The organism is Deefgea piscis (assembly GCF_019665785.1).
Classification (GTDB): Bacteria; Pseudomonadota; Gammaproteobacteria; order Burkholderiales; family Chitinibacteraceae; genus Deefgea.
The window spans coordinates 735,572-753,129 of record NZ_CP081149.1 but is presented as its reverse complement, the minus strand read 5'-3'; the positions used below and the strand labels follow the sequence as shown (position 1 = coordinate 753,129).

The following is a 17,558-nucleotide window of genomic DNA, read 5'->3' as shown; positions in this document are numbered from 1 at the left end:
CTGCAGCCCAATACCATCAAACGACTTTCAATTTTGCGTAGGCGACCGCCAACCATTTACTGCCATGCTGGGCAAAGTTCACCTGCACATTCCCTGTCGCCCCGCCTTCATGGTCAGTGACCACGCCAAGGCCAAATTTAGGGTGCTCCACCTTGCAACCAATTGCCAAGCCATGCTCCGGCGTGGATTTTTTAGGCGCCGCGACTGGTTTTGCTACCGCTACCGAGTTAAAACTACTTGGCGCAGCCGAACTATAGCTACTCGGTGCATAGCCGCGATTTAAATATTTTAATAAAGGCTGTGGAATCTCATCTAAAAAGCGGCTCGCAACACCATAGCGCGTTTGCCCATGTAGCATGCGGCTTTGCGCCAACGTCAGATACAAACGCTGGCGAGCGCGAGTAATCGCCACATACATTAAGCGCCGCTCTTCTTCGACACTCGCTTGATCTTTACTGCTGTTTTCATGCGGAAACAAGCCTTCTTCAAGGCCAGACAAAAACACCGCGTTAAATTCCAAGCCTTTGGCCGCATGCACCGTCATCAATTGCAGCGCGTCTTCATGCGCTCCCGCTTGATGGTCGCCCGCTTCTAAACTAGCGTGCGATAAAAAGGCAATCAGATTGTTTTCATCTTCACTAATAAACGTCGCCGCCGCATTCACCAGCTCTTCCAAGTTGGCAACCCGCTCTTCGCCATCTTTGTCTTTTTGGTAATGCACCAGCAGGCCAGACAACTCAAGCATGATCCGCACTACGTCGGTCATTGCCAAACCCGCCATCCGATTTTGCAGGCCATCAATGATTTGAACAAACTGCCCCAAGGCCGCCGCACCACGTCCAGAAGCGCCCATGCACGCGGCCTGCCACAGTGAGCAACCTTCTAAGCGCGCTTTCTCAATCAATGACTCAACGCTGCGTGCGCCAATACCGCGAGTTGGGAAATTAATCACTCGCAGCAAGGCATTATCGTCGCTAGGATTGGCCATTAAGCGCAAATACGCCAAAGCATGCTTGATTTCTTGGCGCTCGAAAAAGCGTAAACCGCCATAAACTCGATAAGCCACCCCTGCAGAAAACAGCGCATGCTCAATAATCCGAGATTGCGCATTACTGCGATATAAAATCGCAATTTCACTCGCCGCCATGCCATCGCGAATTAAAGCTTGCGCTTCTTCTACAATAAATTGCGCTTCTTCAAAATCAGAGCTGGCCTCAAAAACGCGAATCAATTCCCCGGCACTAGCCTGAGTCCATAATTCTTTCCCTAAGCGCTGGGTATTATGGCTAATCACTGCATTGGCAGCGTCAAGAATATTGCCGTGACTGCGATAGTTTTGCTCTAAACGAATCACATGCTTCACTAAAAAATCAGATTGAAAATCAATCATATTGCCCACATTCGCACCGCGAAATGCGTAAATAGATTGATCATCATCGCCAACCGCAAAAATAGCCGAATTATTCCCAGCTAATAATTTAAGCCAAGCATATTGCAATCGATTGGTGTCTTGAAACTCATCGACTAAAATATGCGAAAACCGCTGTTGGTAATGCGCTCGAATTTCAGGTTTATACGACAGTAATTCATAGCACCGAAGGAGTAGCTCGGAAAAGTCAGCCACGCCTTCTCGATTGCATTGTTTTTCGTATTCTTCATAAGCCAATTTCAATTGGCGCGAATAATCATCCCACGCCTCAACGTCAGCAGCACGCCGACCATTTTCTTTATGACCATTGATATAATGCTGCACGGTACGCGGAGGATATTTATCGTCATCTAAGGCAAGTAATTTTAATACCCGCTTAATCGCGCCCAATTGCTCAGATTGATCCAAAATCGCAAAAGCCTCGGGCAGTCCTGCATCACGGTGATGTAAACGTAACATTCGATTACATAAACCATGAAATGTACCTACCCATAATCCACGCGGATTGAGTGGCAACATAGCGGTAATTCGCGACAACATTTCTTTGGCTGATTTATTGGTAAAGGTCACCGCCAATAAACCCGAAGGGCTTATTTGTCCGGTAGATAATAGCCATGCAATTCTTGTGGTTAATACACTGGTTTTGCCACTGCCTGCCCCAGCTAAAATTAAAGCGTGTTCAGCAGGTAATTCAACCGCGGCCGCTTGTTGAGGATTTAATTTAGCAGTTAAAGCATGGGACATAACTAGGCTCGACAATAATCAATGGTAAATAATTACAACGCTAGAAATAGAAACAGGGCGACTATGCACCCTGTTTTTATTTATTCCACATAAAAATCAAACTTAGATTTTTAATGTATCCAATGTTGCGCCATTAGCGATTGCATCGTGAACCCATTGTGGTTTACGACCGCGACCAGACCAAGTTTGGCTTGCATCCGCTGGATTGATATACGCAGCAGCTGCAGGTGCTTTCTTAGCGCCTTTTTTGCCAGATACTTCACCCAATAATTCAGCAATAGTAAAACCGCTAGCCGCAGCTGCGCTTTGCAATTGGCTCAAAATACGGCTTTTTTCTTGTTCTTTACGACGAACTAATTCACCATCAAGTTGTGCACGTAACTCAACTAATTCTTGGTAACCTAAAGTTGATAAATCCATTTGTTACTCCTCGTATAATGCTATGTTTGATCAATACCAATTGATTATGCGGCCTCAATTCTAATAATTCAAGGCGAATATTGCATTCAATATTTATTGGACCAACCATTGATTTACTGCATACAGTTGTTTTTCATCTAAATCACCAACAACGGCAGCGAGCTGCAATCTAGTGTAAAGATAGGTATATCGGGCAACGGTTAATGCATAACGCGTATTATAAAGTTTTTGTTCTGCATTCAAAACATCTACTGTTGTTCTTACGCCAACATCACGACCTAATTTACTTGAAGCTAATAAACTCTGGCTCGACTTTAATACCTGTTCTAAGGCATTAATTTGCGCTGCACCGGCATTAACCCCTAAAAATGCTTGCGTGGTTGATTGTTCAGTACTACGCCGAGTCGCTTCTAATGTTTGTCTTTTTTCTGATTCTTTGGCTGCTGCTTCGCGTAATTCAGATGAACGACGACCACCGGTATATAGTGGAATAGATAGCTGTAACGTAATTGCGCCTTTGTTGGTTTGATCTAAGCCGCCAGATCGAGATATACCGCTCGCTTCCCAATTTTGTCCATAATTGGCGACTAAATTAACTTGCGGGCTGCTTTCAAATCGATATTTATCGACTTCACGCTTGGCTATATCTAATTGCAATAATTGGCTACCAATATTCAAACTGGTATCACTCGATTTTTTCAACCAGACCGAAATATCATTGGGCTCTGCTAAAGTCGGCTCGATATTTTCGCGTAAACGCGCAATCGATTGGGCATTTAGACCGGTCAGTAAAGTAAATGCATTTTGTTTTACGACCAAGTCATTTTTTGCGACGACTTCTTCGGCCAAGATACTGTCATAACTCGCTTGCGCTTCATCGGTGTCCGCAATGGTGGCCACGCCAACTTCAAAGGCTTTTTTAGCAAATGCCAATTGTTCACCAATGGCTTTTTTTTCTGCCATCGCTAAAGCGACTTTTTCATCGGCCGCTAAAACCTCAAAATACGTTTTAGCCACGCGTAAAATCAGATCTTGCTCAGCCGCTTTAAATGCCACATCAGCCAATTTAGCTTGGGTTTTTAATTGATCTGCCGAAGCAAACGCATCAACACGATAAATTGGCTGAATTGCCGTGACGCCATAGTTATATCCATGGCCACTCTGATTGCTTGAAACGCTAGAATTGGCATTGCCGGGTAAATACTCATTATCCGAATGCGCTACATTGGCGCCGAGTGTCACTGTTGGCAACAATAACGATTGGCCCTGCTGCTTTTTTTCACTGCCCGCAATCTGCGCATACCGTGCGGCAGAAAAACTCGGGTCATATTGCTGAGCTGCCCGCCAAGCTGCCAATAAATCAGCGGCAAAACTGGGCGTACTGAATAAAGCAAGGCTCAATATCAATACGTTTTTTTTCATTTTTAATCCAATTATCAATTCGTAAACAGGGTCTGTTAACGCAGGGTTTGCGCCGCGATAAAGACTATTTCGCGGCGCAATAAACGAGTACAGCAATACATAACGTTTTAAGTGCGACTTTGGATGACCTTATACCGATTGCGCGGGCTTTAATTTAAACCACGCGGCATAGAGCGCAGGTAAAAATAGCAGCGTTAAAATCGTGGCGACAAACAATCCGCCCATAATCGCAATCGCCATCGGCCCCCAAAAGGTATCGCGCGTCAGTGGAATCATCGCCAAAATCGCCGCCAGCGCAGTGAGCATAATCGGCCTAAAACGGCGCACGGCCGAATCAATCACCGCATCCCATGGCGCACTACCGTGATGGATATCTTGCTCAATCTGGTCCATTAAAATCACCGAATTGCGCATAATCATTCCCGATAACGCAATCACCCCCAAGGTGGCGACAAAACCAAATGGCGCTTGGAATAATAACAAAGCAATCGTTACCCCAATCATCCCCAATGGCGCGGTCAGCAACACCATAATCATTCTTTGAATGCTTTGCAGTTGAATCATCAATAAGGTCATTACCACAATCAGCATTAAAGGCATCACCGCTGCGATAGAGTCCTGTGATATTTTGGATGCTTCCACCGTGCCACCCGCTTCGATATGGTAACCCACCGGTAATTTGGCTTGAATCTCTTGCATTTTTGGCCATAAGGCATTGGAAACATCTGGCGCTTGGGCTTTACCAATCACATCGGCACGCACCGTTAAAGCAGGTACGCGGTTGCGATGCCAGATAATGCTCTCTTCGCTTTCCAACTTGATTTTTGCCAGCTGCGACAAGGGCACGCTAACCCCTGATGGCAGAGGAATAGGCAAGTTGGCTAAATAATCGAGCCGTGTGCGCTCATCAGGCGCCAAACGACTAATGACTTCAATCTGCAAGTTATCTTCACGCAGCGCCGTTGCGGTGACGCCCGAGACGGCCATTTGTAATGATTGTGCCAATTGCTGCGACGTTAAACCGGCAGCACGCAATTTATCTTGATCCACGTCCAAACGCAGTACTTTAACTTGCTCACCCCAATCGGTGTGCACTTGGCGCAGATTTGGATTTTGCCGCATGAGATTAGCAACGTCATTGGCAATTTTTTTCAGCTCGTGCTGATCAGCACCAATCACCCGAAACTGCACCGGATAACCCACTGGCGGGCCATTTTCTAGGCGAGTCACTCGACCACGAACACTGGGAAAATCAGTATCAAATAACTGCTTGATGCGCTTATACACATTCTCGCGAACGTGCTCGTCTTTGGTCATTACCGTCAGCTGGCCAAAGTTTAAGTTGGGCATTTGCTCATCAAGCGGCATGTAATAACGCGGCGAGCCAACGCCCACATAGCTAGTCACGCTAGCGACATCGGGATCCTTCATCAAAATCGCTTCGATTTTTTTGACTTCTTGCTCGGTGGCGTTAAATGACGCGGTATACGGCAGCCATAAATCCACCATCAACTCTGGCCGACTTGAAGCTGGGAAAAACTGCTTAGGTACGGCAATGGCAAATAAAATCACCGACAGCACAAACGCGCCCAAGGTCAGCGCAATCGTGGTCTTACGCCAAGTAATGCACCACGTCACCCAGCGGCGAAACGCGGTGTAAAACTTGCCACCATGCGCGTCATGCGGATGCTCTTTAAGGTTTTCTGGCAGCAAGTGATAGCCCATATACGGCGTAAACAGCACCGCAACAATCCACGACATAATCAATGCAATACCCACTACAGCAAAAATCGAGAAGGTATATTCACCGGCATTCGATTTAGCCAGGCCGACCGGCAAAAACCCCGCTGCGGTAATTAAAGTACCGGTCAGCATTGGAAACGCCGTCGAGCTATAGGCAAAAGTGGCTGCACTAAAGCGATCCCAGCCTTGTTCTAATTTCAACGCCATCATTTCAACCGCAATAATCGCGTCGTCGACCAACAAGCCGAGTGCAATCACCAGCGCCCCCAGTGAGATGCGCTGTAATTCCAAATTAAAGATTTTCATGCATAAAAACGTCAAAGCCAGCACCAGCGGAATCGACAGCGCCACCACAATCCCCATCCGAAATCCCAGCGCCAAAAAGCTTACCGCTAGCACAATCACCACAGCTTCAAGCAAGGATTTCATAAAGATATGCACGGCCGACTTCACCACGGCGGGCTGATCAGAAACCGCTTGAATTTCGATGCCGACCGGTAAATTTTGCTTGGCTTTATGCAATACAGCGTCAATTTGCTCGCCCATTTTGAGCACATTGCCGCCTTTACGCATTGAAATACCTAAACCAATCGCGGGCTGCCCTTGGTAATACATTCGTGTTTCAGCAGGATTGAGCGAGGCGCGATAGACATCAGCCACATCGCTTACGCGAAAAGTTTTGCCATTGACGGTAATCGGCGTGGCTTTAATCGCGGCGATGGCGTCAAACTCGCCACTAACCCGTAAAAACACCCGTTCTTCATTGCCTTCAACCACACCTGCCGGCGTCACCGTATTGGTCGCGGCCAGCACTTGATTAATTTGCAACGGGGTAATGCCGAGCGTGGCCAACTTGGCGCTGCGATATTCAACGTAAATTTTTTCGTCTTGTGGCGCAATCAACGTGGCTTTATTAATGTCTGGAATCCGCAGTAGCTCGGTTCTGACACTCTCAACGTATTTTTTTAACTCCGCATCGCTAAAACCATCGCGAGTAAACGCATACAAACTACCGTAGGTTTCACCAAATTCATCATTAAAAAATGGCCCCACCACGCCAGGCGGCATTTTGCCCTTGGCGTCGTTAATGCGCTTACGGACTTGATACCACACGTCGTTGACTTCTTTGCCACGAATGCTTTCTTTGAGCATCACGGTAATCAAAGCCTCTCCCGAGCGAGAGTAGCTCTTGGTAAAGTCGACCTCAGGAATACCTTGCAGTGCTTCTTCGAGTTTATCAGTGACTTGCAGCTCAACCTCAGCGGCGGAAGCACCCGGCCAAAAACTGCGCACCACCATCGCTTTAAAGGTGAATTCTGGGTCTTCTTTTTGCCCTAGCTGGGTATACGACAGAATGCCTGCTACAGAAAGGATCACCATCAGATACAGTACTAAAGACTGATGCGTGAGCGCCCAAGCGGATAAATTAAACGACTGCCGTTGTTCGTTCATTGCTGTGCTCCTTGCGCTGCTGGCAAGATTTTGATTTTTTGCCCTTCACGCAATAAATGCACACCAGCAGTCACCACCACCGATTTAGCAGGAATCCCTTGAATTCTAACTTGCTGGCCTTGATGACCCAGCACGGTAATGGCTTGGCTATGCACGGTGTTTTTAGCATCCACTAACCACACTCGCATCATTTGCTCTTTGCCAAAGATTGCCGACATCGGTACAGATATTTCATTAGGTATCTCTTTAGAAGCGAATACCTGACTTACCTGTATCGTCATACCCAGTGCAGCTGAATTTTTTTCCGGTAGCGCGACCTTCACGCGAAACGTTCGGGTTTTACTATCGGCCGCAGGGGCGACTTCGCTCACCGTGCCAACCAACTCTCGATTGGCATCGGCCCACAGTTGCACGGCCACTTTTTGCCCTGGCTGCCACGCTTGAACGCGATTTTCTGGCACATCAATCACTGCCTCATACTGCCCAGCTTTGGCCAACATCAGTACCGATTGTCCCGCAGAAACCACTGCGCCCGGTTCAGCCAAGGTTTGCGTAATCACGCCATCGCCATCGGCAGTGAGTTGAGTGTAACTCGCCTGATTATTCGCCAAATCCACTTGCGCCTTGGCTTGCTCAGTGAGTTTTTGCGCTGAAATCAGCGCCGTTTGCCGTTTATCTACCTCGGCTTGGCTAACAAAGTTCTGTGCGTGTAAATCTTGTGAGCGCTGATAATCGAGTTTGGCTTGTGCTAACTGCGCCTGCGCAGAAGATAAAGCCGCGCGCGCAGCCGTGGCGTTCAACGCCACATCGCCGGCATCCAGTTGCGCTAACACCTGACCTTTTTTCACCATATCGCCCACACTCACTGAGCGCGAAATAATTTTGCCGGGAATGCGAAATCCCAACGGCACTTCATGCTGCGCTTTCACCTCGCCGCTATACACCTCAGCTGCAGCAGGTAAGGCTCCACCCACCACCATGGTGCGCACCGGGCGAATTTCTTCGACCGGTTTTTGTTCTGATTTGCAACCGGCTAAAACGACCATCGCGGCAAGTAGTGTCACTGACCATTTATTAAGCATGAGAGGCATCCATAGGACGGGCCAAAAGGCCGGTTAAAAATAAATCCACCGTGCATTGCACGTAACGTTGGGCAGAAAAATCAGCGGGTAAGCAATATAAAGGAGTGTTTTGCAACACCATCGCCATCACCATCGGGCTAGATAAAATATGCGCGGCATAGTCGATATCGTTAATGACAAACTCACCACGCGCCACGCCTAAAGTCAGCACCTGCCGCAACATCGCTTGCCCCGGTGCAGTCACTTCTTCATTGTAAAGTTGCATCACTTCTGGGAAGTTGCCCCCTTCTGCAATCATCAACTTAGGCAGTGCCGATAGCGATGTTGCGCCCACATTACGCCACCACAAATGAAATAACTCTTGCAGCAAGTCACGGGCACTACCTTGCCAGTCTTGTAATAGCGTTGCGCCAATTGCCAGCTGCGGCAACAGCAAAGAACGAATCACCGATTTAAAAATTTCTTCTTTATTGGCAAAGTACAAATAAGGCGTACCACGGGTCACCCCTGCGGCACGGGCAATGTCTTCGATCTTGGTAGCGGCATAGCCTTTTTCGACAAACAAGGACAAAGCCGCCTCAAGGATTTCTTGTGGTCGGGCTTCTTTACGCCGCGACCAACACTTTATGGGGCACATGACATTTCGCTAATAAATGAACGTTCATTTATTATCTACACTCGCGATTTCAGCGTCAATCATTCAAAGCGATTCATCTGGTATTTATTTTGCAACACAATCCACCCCCAGATTTCTGACGAATACGGTACAATCGCGGCAATTTAGTCCCGCCTATCCTGGAGACCGCCGTGCCTGAAATAACCCCACAAATCAAAGCCGAAATTCTGTCTGAAGCCCTGCCGTATATTCAGCGCTTCTTAGATAAAACCATCGTGATTAAATACGGTGGTAATGCAATGATTGATGAAGAGCTCAAAGATGGGTTTGCATCGGATGTGGTGTTGCTCAAGCTGGTGGGTATGAATCCAGTGGTAGTTCACGGTGGTGGCCCGCAAATTAATGATTTGCTCGATCGCATCGGCAAAAAAGGCGAATTCATCCAAGGCATGCGCGTCACCGATGCCGAAACCATGGATGTGGTTGAAATGGTCTTAGGTGGCCATGTGAATAAAGAAATCGTTTCGCTGATTAATAAACACGGTGGTAAAGCGGTCGGTTTAACAGGTCAAGACGGCCACTTTATCCGCGCGCGTAAAATGATGCTCAAAGACAATATGGGCGAAAACAATATCGATATCGGCCAAGTTGGCGAAATTCAAAGTATCGACCCATCGATTGTGCTGCATTTAGACGCCGCCGACTTTATTCCAGTGATTGCGCCAATCGGTGTGGATGCCACTGGCGAAAGCCTCAATATCAATGCCGATTTGGTCGCTGGCAAATTGGCTGAAGTGCTCAAAGCCGAAAAACTCATCTTAATGACCAATACCCCCGGCGTTTTGGATAAAGAAGGTAACTTACTCACCAAGCTCACTGCGCGTCGGATTGATGAATTATTTGCCGACGGCACCATCTCTGGCGGCATGTTGCCAAAAATTGCTTCGGCACTAGATGCGGCTAAAAGCGGCGTCAATGCAGTGCATATTATTGATGGCCGAGTTAAACATGCCTTACTGCTTGAAGTACTGACCGAGCAAGGCGTTGGCACGATGATTCGCGCCAAATAAGGCGGCATCAAGTTGATAAAAAGGGCGACTTTAGTCGCCCTTTTTTCTTGCATGTTAAACCCTGTCAGCTACAGTAAAAACACTGCTTAGCCAAGGGAAAACTAACAATGACCACCGCTCGTCAAATGCTCGCCGCCAAAAACAAACACGATACCGTCGCAGTCTCTCCAAACGCAACAGTCTATCAAGCCTTACAAATGATGGCCGATGCCAATATCGGTGCCATTTTAGTGATGGAAAACGACAAACTCGTTGGGATTTTCTCCGAGCGTGATTACGCGCGCAAAGTCGTTTTAATGGGGAAAACCTCATCCAACACACCGGTTTCAGAAATCATGACGCATAAATTACTTTGCGTGCCGCCCAATGCCACGACCAATGAATGTATGGGGCTCATGACCGAAAAACGCATCCGTCACTTACCGGTACTCGACGGCGACACGGTACTGGGCGTGTTGTCGATTGGTGATTTGGTGCATGAAAAAATGGCCGAGCAAGAATTCGCGATCGAGCAACTTGAGCAATATATTTACAGCTAAACACATTGTTTATCTTGAGTAAACTCGACACAATGGCCGATCTCATCGGCCATTTTCTTTGCTATGCCCCAACCTACTTGGATTTTTGATCTCGACAATACGCTGCATCATGCCAACCAGCATGCATTTCCGGTGATCGATTCGGCAATGACGGCTTGGCTACAAAATGAATTGCAACTGCAGCAATCGGCCGCCAATCAGCTACGCCAAGATTATTGGCGGCGCTATGGCGCGACTTTATTGGGCTTGATTCGCCATCATACGCATCTAAACCCACATCATTTTTTAGCGGCTTGCCATCCTTTACCTCAGCTACTGAGTGAAGTGCATCCGATGCCGCAGCTTAAATCCACACTGGCCAGACTCAATGGCAACAAGATTGTATTTACCAATGGCCCCATTGCCTACGCCAGAGCCATGCTCGCGGCGCTCGATATTGAGCGATATTTCATAGGTATAGCAGCCATCGATACGCTCAATCTTACCCCCAAGCCTATACCCAAGGCTTATTACCAAATGCTACGCCAATTTAAACTCAAAGCCAGCGACTGCATCATGGTTGAAGACAGTATCGACAATCTGATCACCGCCAAAAAATTAGGGATGCAAACGATTTGGTTGCGCCATGGTAATAAAAATCACCCTGCAGCCGATCGCTGTATTACCCAACTGAAACAGCTATAAAAAAACGCAGCCCAGAGGCTGCGTTGATGTATAGGGCGCTAACCCTTAACTAATAATGCTTAGAGTCATATACCTATAGCTCTACCTGCATCCCCATTTCAACCACACGGTTAGGTGGGATTTTAAAGAAGTTGGTAACCCGCGTTGCATTGCGACTCATCAAACTAAACAAGCGGCGACGCCACCAGCTCATTGATGGATATTTCGCTTCAACAATCGTTTCACGCGACAAGAAGAACGAGGTATTCATTTCATCAAACACCAATTCTGGCTGCAGCTGTGTTACTTGCAACAATACTGCAGGAATATTGGGCTCTTCTTTAAAGCCAAACGTTGCCACAATTTGGTAAAAACTTTCCCCCAATCGCCGCACTGTGACTCGCTCTTTAAGTGGTACATAAGGAATATCGTTGGTTTGCACCGTCAAGAACACCACTTGCTCGTGCAGCACTTTATTGTGTTTTAAATTATGCAATAAAGCATGCGGCACCGTGTCAGTATTGGCGGTCATAAAGATTGAAATCCCTTCGACACGCTGCGGTGGGTGCGCTTCAAGGCTTTCAACAAAGCCGCTTAATGGCATTTCACCTTCAAGCAATTTAGCCGACAACATCTTACGACCCCGCTTCCAAGTCGTCATCAAGATAAAGGCCACCAAACCAATCACCAATGGGAACCAGCCGCCCTCATGGATTTTGAGCGAGTTTGAGGCAAACAAGGCCAAATCGACGACTAAAAATAGGCTTAACATCGCGTATAAGCCATATTTTTTCCAACCAGCCAAACCACGACCCAAGACCATAAACGCCAGTAAAGTGGTCATCACCATGGTGCACGTCACGGCAAAACCATACGCGGCGGCCAAATTACTCGATGTTTTAAAACCAATCACCAATAAAATCACCGAGGCTAACAAGAACCAATTAATCCCCGGCATATAAATCTGACCAATTTCACGCTCAGACGTATGCTGAATATCCATTCTTGGTACAAAGCCGAGCTGAATCGCTTGGCTAGTGACCGAATACGCCCCAGAAATCACCGCTTGCGAAGCAATAATCGACGCACAAGTGGCCAATACCACCAGCGGCATCACCATCCACGCCGGCGCCATCATATAAAATGGATTTTTAATCGCTTCGGGGGTGGTCAACAATAGCGCGCCCTGCCCTAAATAATTGAGCATCAAGGCGGGCAATACCAAACCAAACCACGCATAGCGAATCGCCGGACGACCAAAGTGGCCCATATCGGCATATAAAGCCTCAGCCCCGGTCAAAGCCAACACCACTGCACCAAGCAAAATAAACGCAATTTTTGGACTAGAGATAAAAAATTCAATCGCATACAAGGGGTTAAGCGCTTTTAACACTTCAGGCGCTTGAATAATTTGGGCAATGCCTAAGCCCGCCAATGCCAAAAACCAAGCTATGGTAATTGGGCCAAATAACTTGCCCATACTGGCCGTACCGCGTGCTTGAATCCCAAACAGCACCACCATCACCACAATGGCAATCGGAATAATATAAGGATCAAAGGTGTGCGAAACAATGCTAATCCCTTCTAATGCCGAAAGCACAGAAATCGCCGGGGTAATAATCGAATCGCCATAAAACAAAGCGGCGCCAAATAGACCAATAATGGTAATCCACATGGCCTTGCGAGAACCCGGTGTGGCATTACGCGCCGCCAAGGCCATCAAAGCCAAAATACCACCTTCGCCTCGATTATCCGCACGCATAATAAACATGATGTATTTGGTCGAAACGACGATCATCAGGCTCCAAAAAATCAGCGATAAAACCCCTAAAATATTCGCTGGATTTAAATCAAGAGCCACATGGCCGTTAAAGCATTCTTTCAGAGTGTACAGCGGGCTAGTACCAATATCGCCATAGACCACACCAATCGCACCAACGATTAGTCCGGCTAGCTTTTTTGGATCCTGCGCTTGAGAAGTCGACATGTGTATTTCTATCAAACCAAGTAGAGGTTGCGGATTATAGTCCTGTGATACGCAGCAGGGGCATGAATAAACGACAATCGTTGCGGCAACGCAGCATAAACATTAGAGTTGGCTGATGTTGCCAGTTTGGCGTAATTCCAAAATCGGCTCCGCCAGTAAATTCCAATCAAAATAAGGGCCTGGATCGGTTTTTCTTTCCGGCGCAATCTCGCTATGCCCCAATAAAAAAGCCAGCGGGTAGCGGCGCTGCAATGCCGCAGCCAGTGAATTCAACGCTGCATATTGCGCTGGCATAAAAGGCACAAAGTCCGAGCCTTCCAATTCAATACCAATCGAAAAATCATTACAGCGCTCACGTTCTTGCCAACGTGATACACCCGCATGCCAAGCGCGCAGCTCGCACGGTACAAATTGCAGGATTTCACCGCTGCGGCGAATCAAAAAATGCGCCGACACCCGCAGTTGCGCCAACTCTGCATAACAAGCGTGATCAGCCACATCCAGCGTATTGGTAAATAGCCGCTCAATGTCCGGACCAGTAAACTCAAGCGTTCCTGCCGGTTGCGGTGGCAAATGAATATTGTGGATCACCAGCATATCGGGCGCTTGCCCGACTGGGCGCGCATCACAATTGGGACTCGGTATCCGCTTGGCCGCATGGCACCAGCCCAATTCATCAATTTCAAATTGCAACATTGGCTCACTCAATTTGATTGTTGCTGATTCAAACCGCCCCAGCGATTCACTCATCTTGCGTAATCCCCAATCTTTCTAAGCGATAGCGCAAACTTCGAAAGGTCACGCCGAGTAATTTCGCTGCCTGCGTTCGATTAAAGCCGGTTTTATCCAAAGCAGCGATAATGGCGGCTTTTTCTACCCGATCCAAATAGTCTTGCAATGGATAGGTGTCGCCTAAATTCGCCGCAACGGCCTCTGCTTTATCGCAAGAAGCGTGTTGCAATTGCAGATCATCGATATCAATCTGCTGGCCATCGGCCAAAGCCATTGCGCGCTCAAGTAGATTTTCTAATTCACGCACATTACCGGGAAAATCATAACGGCATAGCGCCTCTTTGGCTGCCGCAGTAAAAGCCAACACTGGCATGCCATGGCGCGCAGCGATGTCTTCAACTAAAAACTGAGCGATTAATAAGACATCGTTGCCCATTTCGCGCAGTGCCGGCATTTTCAGCTCGATCACATTCAGTCGATAATACAAATCTTGCCGAAAACGCCCAGCCTCAACGCAGCGCGATAGATTTTGATGCGTTGCCGAAATAATCCGTACATCAACGTCTTCTTCTTGCACGCCGCCCACTTTGCGTACTTTGCGCTCTTGAATGGCGCGCAGCAATTTAACTTGCATCAGCAAGGGCAAATCGGCGACTTCATCCAAAAATAGCGTACCGCCATGTGCCGCCTGAAAAAAGCCATCGCGGTCTTCCATCGCGCCGGTAAATGCGCCTTTGCGGTAGCCAAAAAACTCACTTTCCATTAAGTTTTCCGGAATCGCACCGCAGTTCACCGCAATAAATGGCTGATCCACCCGACTAGAACAACTATGAATCGTTCGCGCCGCCCGCTCTTTACCCGAGCCCGACTCTCCGGTGACGTACACTGGCGCTTGATTGCGCGCTAGTTTTTCAATTAACACCAAAGCGTGTTGCAAAGCTGGCGAATCGCCCAGCAGCGGACGATCTCGTCGCGCGGCTTTTACCGCTAGCGTAGCTTCAATTTTCAGTGCCGATTTGACTAAAGCCCGCAATTGCTCTAGCGCCACCGGCTTGGCCAAATAATCAAACGCGCCCGCTTTCAGAGCCGCAACGGCATTCTCGGTATTACCATATGCCGTAATCACCGCAATCGGTAAATCTAAGCCTTTACTTTGGATATACCGAACCAGATCCAAGCCTTCACCATCGGGCATGCGCATATCGGTCAAACACAAATCAAAATGCTGGCTATCAATCAAAGCTTTGGCGGCAATCACCCCATTGGCAGTTTCAACCGCCAGCCCCATTTTGAGCAAAGTTAATTCGAGTAATTCGGCCAAATCAGGCTCATCATCCACCACCAAAACTCGGGGTAATACTTTAGATTTTTTCGCCATCGGTATATCCAAATAAAATTCGAAAACAAGCACCGCTCTCTGGCGGGGATTGGTACTCTAGTAAAGCGGCATTGGCTGCGCAAATTTCCCGCGCAATATATAAACCCAAACCCGTGCCTTTACTTTCAGTAGTAAAAAAAGGCTCAAACAGCTGGCTCTGCGCGTCGCTCGGCACCCTAGGTCCATCGTTAATCACACTGAGCATCCAGCCAGAGCGAAATACACTCACCGTAAAACGCAGGCTATGATCTTGCTTTAAGCAATAGCGCCAACCATTACGCGATAAATTCCACAGCACTTGATGCAAATGCCCCACATCAAACCGCACCGTCGCCTCCGGTGGGCAAATGATGGTGAGCTGCACCGGTATTTTCTCTTGTTGCCGAAATTCTTCCACAAAATTGGCCAGCCAATCGGCCAAGTGAATATCAATACGCTCAACTCGATCACGACGATTGAGCTCTAAAACGTCTTTCACCATGCGCTCAAGGCGCAGGCTGTTGTCATTAATAATTCGCGTCAATTTTTGTAATAAGGGGTCATCATTCGCCTCTTCACGCATCAGCTCAGCCGCATGGCTAATTGCACCTAAAGGATTGCGAATCTCATGCGCCAGATTGGCCGTTAAACGCCCGAGCGCGGCGAGTTTTAATTGCTGTGACTCACGACGTAAGCGCGCCATATCTTCGAGATAAATCAGCACATTCCCGCTCGAATCATGCGTTAAAGACACAAACCGCGCCCGCAGCGTATTACGCCCACCTGCTGTTTGCACTAATTCACTACTGCCCAGCTCTGGAAACTCGCGCCAGCGGTGTAAAGGCGCTGCCAATTCAGGAAAATCCGCCGCCAATGGGCTACCTAAATCAGTCCGAACGCCGGTGACTCGAACGGCTTGCTCATTAAATTGCTGAATTAAATTGCAACTATCCACTACCAAAACACCGTCAGATACGTCTTGTAAAATCCGAGTATTGAGCTGACCTAAATTCGCAATATCGACACTACGTTGTTCAGCTAGCTCTCGGTTTTCTTCAGCATACCGAGAGAGCCGGTATGCCAGCCAAGCCACCGCAAATGAAGCGATACAGAGAAATACCGTCGACATCGGTATTGTTGATTCTAAATCACCGTGTATCGCGCTCCACAGCATTTCAGCCAATAAAGCAATGCTGGCAATCGCCGCATGAAAGATCGTCATCCGCCCACGCGCAATCAAACCGGCGCCAGCTAAATACGGCAATAATAAAATCCCAAATCCGCTTTTAATTCCGCCACCGAGATGCATCAACGCCACAATAAAAATCACATCAATCAACACATGAATCGACAATTGCACGTCAAAACGCGGCCATTTTTTGGCGATGCCAAAGGCAAAAATAATCCCGCACAGGGTGTAACACCCTAAAATCCAAATCACCACCCAAAAATGATCGCGCTCAAGCAAGCTCTCACCGGTGAGTAAAAACGCCCCCACCATCAAGCCAATCACGATTAATAGCCGGAAAATATTAAATAGGGATAGCGATTGCCATAGATGCTCACTCGATGAGCGATTGAAATCGGGCATAAGATCCAAATAAAAAAACGGGCGACCCAAGCCGCCCGTTCTAATGCTGTTTTAGTTGACGACTGAAGGCGGATGTTGACCAATCAATCGCGCTAACTCACCCAAAGCTGCTTCATATACGCCACGTTTGAAATCAATCACCGCCTCAAGCGGTGACCAATATTCATTCCAGCGCCATGCATCAAACTCGGGATGCGTGGTTTTACGCAAGCAAACGTCAGAATCCTTCCCGACTAGCCTGAGCATAAACCAAATTTGTTTTTGTCCTCTATAAGTACCGCGCCATTCACGGCGCACCCAATTGGTCGGCACATCATATTTCATCCAGTCCCGCGTGCGGCCCACAATTTCTACATGTTCCGGCAGCAGACCAACTTCTTCGGCCAGCTCTCGAAACATCGCCTGCTCAGGAGTTTCCCCCTGCTTAATGCCGCCTTGCGGAAACTGCCACGAATGCTCTCGCACGCGTTTCCCCCAAAACACTTGGTTCTGTTGATTAATGATAATGATGCCGACGTTTGGCCGATAGCCATCACGATCGAGCATAAGTACGACCTATTTAAGATTTCGTTGATTACCCTGATTTTTTCACATTCGCGAGCACTTGAAAACCTTTATTCGTGCGGGGAGTGGAGAGTAGGGAATCGGGAATGAAAAAAACCTTTCTTTTCTGCTTTTACTCCCTACTCCCTCACTCCCAACTCCCCGCCT

The 17,558-nt window shown here is 47.8% G+C and carries 14 protein-coding genes; 3 read left to right on the top strand and 11 right to left on the bottom strand.

Features of this window, described 5'->3' with window-relative positions; genetic code table 11:
• Nucleotides 1-16: 16 nt before the first annotated feature.
• The 6 genes from K4H25_RS03605 to K4H25_RS03580 all read right to left on the bottom strand — a co-directional run bounded on the left by K4H25_RS03605 (nt 17) and on the right by K4H25_RS03580 (nt 8,929).
• Nucleotides 17-2,173 carry a UvrD-helicase domain-containing protein gene (locus tag K4H25_RS03605; protein ID WP_221022050.1) on the bottom strand — a complete coding sequence of 719 codons (2,157 nt, stop codon included), beginning with the start codon at nt 2,171-2,173 and terminating at the stop codon, nt 17-19.
• A gap of 102 nt (nt 2,174-2,275) precedes the next feature.
• Nucleotides 2,276-2,593 carry an H-NS histone family protein gene (locus K4H25_RS03600; protein WP_173533099.1) on the bottom strand — a complete coding sequence of 106 codons (318 nt, stop codon included), beginning with the start codon at nt 2,591-2,593 and terminating at the stop codon, nt 2,276-2,278.
• Nucleotides 2,594-2,686: 93 nt separating this feature from the next.
• The gene (locus tag K4H25_RS03595; protein ID WP_221022049.1) at nt 2,687-4,015 is read right to left on the bottom strand and encodes a TolC family outer membrane protein; all 1,329 of its coding nucleotides are present in this window, start codon (nt 4,013-4,015) and stop codon (nt 2,687-2,689) included.
• Between the two features lie 129 nt (nt 4,016-4,144).
• A complete protein-coding gene (locus tag K4H25_RS03590; RefSeq protein WP_221022048.1) occupies nt 4,145-7,210 on the bottom strand; it encodes an efflux RND transporter permease subunit in 3,066 nt (1,021 codons plus the stop codon).
• Nucleotides 7,207-8,292 carry an efflux RND transporter periplasmic adaptor subunit gene (locus K4H25_RS03585; protein WP_221022047.1) on the bottom strand — a complete coding sequence of 362 codons (1,086 nt, stop codon included), beginning with the start codon at nt 8,290-8,292 and terminating at the stop codon, nt 7,207-7,209. The genes K4H25_RS03590 and K4H25_RS03585 overlap by 4 nt, the downstream gene beginning before the upstream one ends.
• Complete coding sequence (locus tag K4H25_RS03580; RefSeq protein WP_221022046.1) at nt 8,285-8,929, bottom strand: TetR/AcrR family transcriptional regulator; 645 nt, start codon at nt 8,927-8,929, stop codon at nt 8,285-8,287. Before K4H25_RS03580 ends, K4H25_RS03585 begins: the two co-directional genes overlap by 8 nt.
• Nucleotides 8,930-9,099: 170 nt before the next feature.
• Here K4H25_RS03580 and argB point away from each other — a divergent pair, with 170 nt between their 5' ends.
• The 3 genes from argB to K4H25_RS03565 all read left to right on the top strand — a co-directional run bounded on the left by argB (nt 9,100) and on the right by K4H25_RS03565 (nt 11,201).
• Nucleotides 9,100-9,978, top strand: a complete 879-nt coding sequence (gene argB, locus K4H25_RS03575) for an acetylglutamate kinase (protein ID WP_182076263.1) — start codon at nt 9,100-9,102, stop codon at nt 9,976-9,978.
• 107 nt (nt 9,979-10,085) lie between these two features.
• On the top strand, nt 10,086-10,517 hold the full coding sequence (locus tag K4H25_RS03570) for a CBS domain-containing protein (RefSeq protein ID WP_221022045.1): 432 nt from the start codon (nt 10,086-10,088) through the stop codon (nt 10,515-10,517).
• Between the two features lie 63 nt (nt 10,518-10,580).
• Entirely contained in the window at nt 10,581-11,201 is a 621-nt protein-coding gene (locus K4H25_RS03565) for a pyrimidine 5'-nucleotidase (RefSeq protein ID WP_221022044.1), read from the top strand.
• Nucleotides 11,202-11,274: 73 nt separating this feature from the next.
• Here the strand turns inward: K4H25_RS03565 and K4H25_RS03560 are convergent, their stop codons facing one another.
• From K4H25_RS03560 to K4H25_RS03540, 5 genes are all read right to left on the bottom strand, one after another.
• A complete protein-coding gene (locus tag K4H25_RS03560; RefSeq protein WP_221022043.1) occupies nt 11,275-13,167 on the bottom strand; it encodes a potassium transporter Kup in 1,893 nt (630 codons plus the stop codon).
• 102 nt (nt 13,168-13,269) lie between these two features.
• On the bottom strand, nt 13,270-13,917 hold the full coding sequence (gene ampD / locus K4H25_RS03555) for a 1,6-anhydro-N-acetylmuramyl-L-alanine amidase AmpD (RefSeq protein WP_308443234.1): 648 nt from the start codon (nt 13,915-13,917) through the stop codon (nt 13,270-13,272).
• Nucleotides 13,910-15,277, bottom strand: a complete 1,368-nt coding sequence (locus K4H25_RS03550; RefSeq protein WP_221022042.1) for a sigma-54-dependent transcriptional regulator — start codon at nt 15,275-15,277, stop codon at nt 13,910-13,912. Before K4H25_RS03550 ends, ampD begins: the two co-directional genes overlap by 8 nt.
• The gene (locus K4H25_RS03545; RefSeq protein WP_221022041.1) at nt 15,261-16,847 is read right to left on the bottom strand and encodes a sensor histidine kinase; all 1,587 of its coding nucleotides are present in this window, start codon (nt 16,845-16,847) and stop codon (nt 15,261-15,263) included. Before K4H25_RS03545 ends, K4H25_RS03550 begins: the two co-directional genes overlap by 17 nt.
• 51 nt (nt 16,848-16,898) lie before the next feature.
• Nucleotides 16,899-17,393 (bottom strand): RNA pyrophosphohydrolase, encoded by a 495-nt coding sequence (locus tag K4H25_RS03540; RefSeq protein WP_173533088.1) that lies wholly within the window; start codon nt 17,391-17,393, stop codon nt 16,899-16,901.
• Between the last annotated feature and the right edge of the window lie 165 nt (nt 17,394-17,558).

What these genes read in the sequence shown, in the direction of transcription:
- K4H25_RS03605 (WP_221022050.1), bottom strand. Translation starts at nt 2,173, where the DNA reads ATGTCCCATGCTTTAACTGCTAAATTAAATCCTCAACAAGCGGCCGCG.
- K4H25_RS03600 (WP_173533099.1), bottom strand. Translation starts at nt 2,593, where the DNA reads ATGGATTTATCAACTTTAGGTTACCAAGAATTAGTTGAGTTACGTGCA.
- K4H25_RS03595 (WP_221022049.1), bottom strand. Translation starts at nt 4,015, where the DNA reads ATGAAAAAAAACGTATTGATATTGAGCCTTGCTTTATTCAGTACGCCC.
- K4H25_RS03590 (WP_221022048.1), bottom strand. Translation starts at nt 7,210, where the DNA reads ATGAACGAACAACGGCAGTCGTTTAATTTATCCGCTTGGGCGCTCACG.
- K4H25_RS03585 (WP_221022047.1), bottom strand. Translation starts at nt 8,292, where the DNA reads ATGCTTAATAAATGGTCAGTGACACTACTTGCCGCGATGGTCGTTTTA.
- K4H25_RS03580 (WP_221022046.1), bottom strand. Translation starts at nt 8,929, where the DNA reads ATGTGCCCCATAAAGTGTTGGTCGCGGCGTAAAGAAGCCCGACCACAA.
- K4H25_RS03570 (WP_221022045.1), top strand. Translation starts at nt 10,086, where the DNA reads ATGACCACCGCTCGTCAAATGCTCGCCGCCAAAAACAAACACGATACC.
- K4H25_RS03565 (WP_221022044.1), top strand. Translation starts at nt 10,581, where the DNA reads ATGCCCCAACCTACTTGGATTTTTGATCTCGACAATACGCTGCATCAT.
- K4H25_RS03560 (WP_221022043.1), bottom strand. Translation starts at nt 13,167, where the DNA reads ATGTCGACTTCTCAAGCGCAGGATCCAAAAAAGCTAGCCGGACTAATC.
- ampD (WP_308443234.1), bottom strand. Translation starts at nt 13,917, where the DNA reads ATGAGTGAATCGCTGGGGCGGTTTGAATCAGCAACAATCAAATTGAGT.
- K4H25_RS03550 (WP_221022042.1), bottom strand. Translation starts at nt 15,277, where the DNA reads ATGGCGAAAAAATCTAAAGTATTACCCCGAGTTTTGGTGGTGGATGAT.
- K4H25_RS03545 (WP_221022041.1), bottom strand. Translation starts at nt 16,847, where the DNA reads ATGCCCGATTTCAATCGCTCATCGAGTGAGCATCTATGGCAATCGCTA.
- K4H25_RS03540 (WP_173533088.1), bottom strand. Translation starts at nt 17,393, where the DNA reads ATGCTCGATCGTGATGGCTATCGGCCAAACGTCGGCATCATTATCATT.